Genomic DNA, 3142 nt, shown 5'->3' on the forward strand with positions numbered 1-3142 from the left:
CCGGGTTTTGCCTGTGGAAAAAAAAAGAAAACGGGCGGGCGTTGCGGCCCGCCCTTCGTCATGCAGCTCAGAACTTCGATGGATCAGAAGCGCTGGGTGTACTTCATGTAGATGAAGCGACCGATGTCGAAGCCGCCGTAGTAGGCGAACGACGAGTTCGGCGCCGAGTACATCAGCGGACCGCGGTGGTTGAACACGTTGTTCGCACCGATGGCGATGGTGGCATCCCACGGCGCCTTCCAGTTGACCTGCAGGTCGTGGAAGGTGTTCGAGCCGGCAACGTGCAGCGGATCGCTCTCGCCATTGGAGATGTGATCCGGCTTGTTGCACCAGGCGTAGCTGGTCAGGCCGCAGCCTTCCTTCATGCCCGAGTAGTAGCGCGCGGTGTAGTTGACGCCGAAATCGCCCAGCGCCCAGTTCACGCCCAGGTTGGAACGCACGCGGAAGATGCCCGGGGCGCCAACGTTGCCGATGGTGATGTCATCACCGTCCTTGTTCTGGCCGGCTTCGTCGTACTTGGAGGTGTAGGTGGTCTGCCAATCGATGCTGAACTGGCCGATCGCCAGCTCCGGCAGGCGGTACTTGACGCCCACATCGTAGCCTTCGGTCTTCATCTGGCCGAGGTTGGTCAGGCCATAGAACAGCTGGGTGATGTGGCCATCGGGCGCACGGACGATGCCGGCGCAACGGCTCGAATCGCCGAGCACGTAGCAGTCACGCAGGATGCGGTCCACGTCGTCTTCGATGATCATGTTCTTGATCTCGTAACGGAACCAGTCCAGCGAAACGTCCAGGCCCTGCACCCAACGCGGGCTCCACACGATGCCAACGGTCTTGCTGGTCGAGGTTTCCGGCAGCAGGTTTTCGTTGGAGCCGCTGATGAACTGGTCCGGCGTGGCGCACGGCCAGGTGGTGCACGGCGCCAGGCCCTGGCCCAGCTGCACGTAGTCGCCCGGCACGCCGGCAGCGGTACATGCGGCATTGCCGGCGACGCTTCCGCCGACACCGACCGAGCACGGATCGGTGTACTTCTCGAACGAGGAGCCGATGCCGCCGTACAGGTTGTCGATCGACGGGGCACGGAAGCCCTCGGCATAGGTACCACGGACCAGCAGGTCGTCGGTCGGACGCCAGGTCAGGCCGAACTTGCTGTTGGTGGTGCCGCCGAAGTTGCTGTAATCGGAGTAGCGGCTGGCGACGTTGACGGTCAGTTCCTTGGCGAAGGCCATGTCGGCCAGCACCGGGATGTTCAGCTCCAGGTACACCTCGTCCAGGTCATAGGCACCGGAAGTGGTGGTCGAGGCCAGACCGGTGGACATGCCCGACTGCGCGAACGCGTCCGGAACGTAACGACCTTCTTCCTTGCGGTGTTCCACGCCCACGGCGAAGCCCAGGTCGCCCGCCGGCAGGGTCACGATCGAACCGCTGAGGTCGGCCGTGAAGCTGGTGGTCTTGGTAGTGCCGGTGGTGGTGTAGATCGGGAACAGGAAGTCCTGCAGATCCTTGTTGGCGAGCGAGCCGGGGCCGCTCACGCCGTAGGGCAGCAGCGGGTTCCAGGCGTAGCAGCCGTCGACCGGCTTGGCCGCGGTGCCGCAGCGGGCGACGCCGTTGGCATCGATGAACGACTGGCCCAGCGCCTGCTCCGAGGCGATCAGGCTCATGTCGCCGCGGTTGCTCTTGGTGACTTCGTTGCGGTTCCACAGCGCGCCGACGTTCCAGTCGAAGCTCTTGCCGGCGAATTCAAAGAAGCCGCTGACCGACGGCGCGAAGCGCAGGGTCTTGAGCTTGCTCTGGGTGGTACGCGGCACTTCCCACAGGCGGCGGCGGAACTCGACGTCCTCGCCAACCGGATTGAAGGCGCTGTCGGCCGACAGCGGGGTGCCGAACGCCAGCGACTGGTACGGATAACCCGCGATCAGCTGGTCGGTGGTGCGGTCGTTGTAAAGCAGGTCGGCATTGAACGAGATCGAATCGGTGAAGTCGTAGTTGCCGTTGATGTACACCGACTTACGCACGATGCCGGTCTGCACCATCATCTGCTGGTTGGCGTTGGCGAACTCGGCGCCGGTGATCTCATGGTAATCGGCCGGGTTGGACGGATCGCCGCCCGGATTCAGCGTCTGCCAGATCGAACCGGCCTTGGTGCAGTTGTTCAGCGAAGGCTGGCACCAGCTGCCGTTCTGGCTGATGGGGCTCCAATCGGCGCTGGTCGAATTCGGGCCCTTGCCGCCGTTCCTGGAGAACCAGCGGTCGCCGGCCATGACCGGATCCTGCTTGGAGTACTCGGCCGACAGGGTCACGCCACCGCGCTCGCCTTCGGCGCCGAGGGTGAAGGAATACTGTTCGGTGTCACCGTCGCCTTCGCCGTACTGGCCGACATAGACCTGGGCTTCGGCGCCGTCGAAGCGCTTGCGGGTGATGACGTTGACCACGCCGGCGATGGCGTCGGAACCGTAGATGGCGGACGCGCCATCCTTCAGCACTTCGATGCGCTCGATGGCCGACATCGGGATCTGGCTCAGATCCTGGTAGCCGCCGGTGGTGGCGCCCAGGCGCTTGCCGTTCATCAGCACCAGGGTGCGGTTGGCACCGAGGTTGCGCAGATCGACGTAGTAGCCGCCCACGTTTTCACCGGAGGCCAGCGCGTAGGCGCGGGAGATCGCCGGCGAACCAGCCGAGGTCAGGTTCTGCAGCACGTCGGCAACCGAGGTGAAGCCCTGCTTCTCCAGGTTCTCACGGCTCAGGGTGATGATCGGCTGCTGGGTTTCCATGTTCGCGCCGCGGATGCGCGAGCCGGTCACTTCCAGGCGGTCCAGGGTGGTGGCGCCGGTGGCGGCGTCCTGCGCGGAAGCGAAGGCGGGCGTCAGCGCAATCGCGATGCCGGCCGGGAGCAGGCCCAGCCGCACTGCGGGAGTACGAAATTTCATCAATCTCTCCGGTTACGTTAGTGGTGCGTTAAACACCCCTGAACGTTACGTTTGTACCGAAGTGATGGGTTTGCGCGAACCAGTCGCAGACTTTGCCGTTTTTGGCGGAAGGCTGGCGGCCGTTTCACGGTAGCCGCTGGCCGAGACGCCGAAGCGCGCGCGGCCGGCGCGCCGGGAACAGCCGCCCGTTTGGGAGCCGCGGGGCGCCGCCCCCC

General features: G+C 64.6%; 1 protein-coding gene. It reads right to left on the reverse strand.

Features of this window, described 5'->3' with window-relative positions:
- Positions 1-83: 83 nt before the first annotated feature.
- Positions 84-2927, reverse strand: a complete 2844-nt coding sequence (locus QMX80_RS18895) for a TonB-dependent receptor (protein ID WP_055771786.1) — start codon at positions 2925-2927, stop codon at positions 84-86.
- Between the last annotated feature and the right edge of the window lie 215 nt (positions 2928-3142).

Origin of the sequence: Stenotrophomonas sp. PS02297 (assembly GCF_029959705.1) — a bacterium.
In the GTDB taxonomy this organism is placed as follows: Bacteria; Pseudomonadota; Gammaproteobacteria; order Xanthomonadales; family Xanthomonadaceae; genus Stenotrophomonas; species Stenotrophomonas nitritireducens.

Excerpts from the sequence above, each read along its gene's own strand:
- QMX80_RS18895 (WP_055771786.1), bottom strand. The coding sequence starts at position 2,927 with ATGAAATTTCGTACTCCCGCAGTGCGGCTGGGCCTGCTCCCGGCCGGC.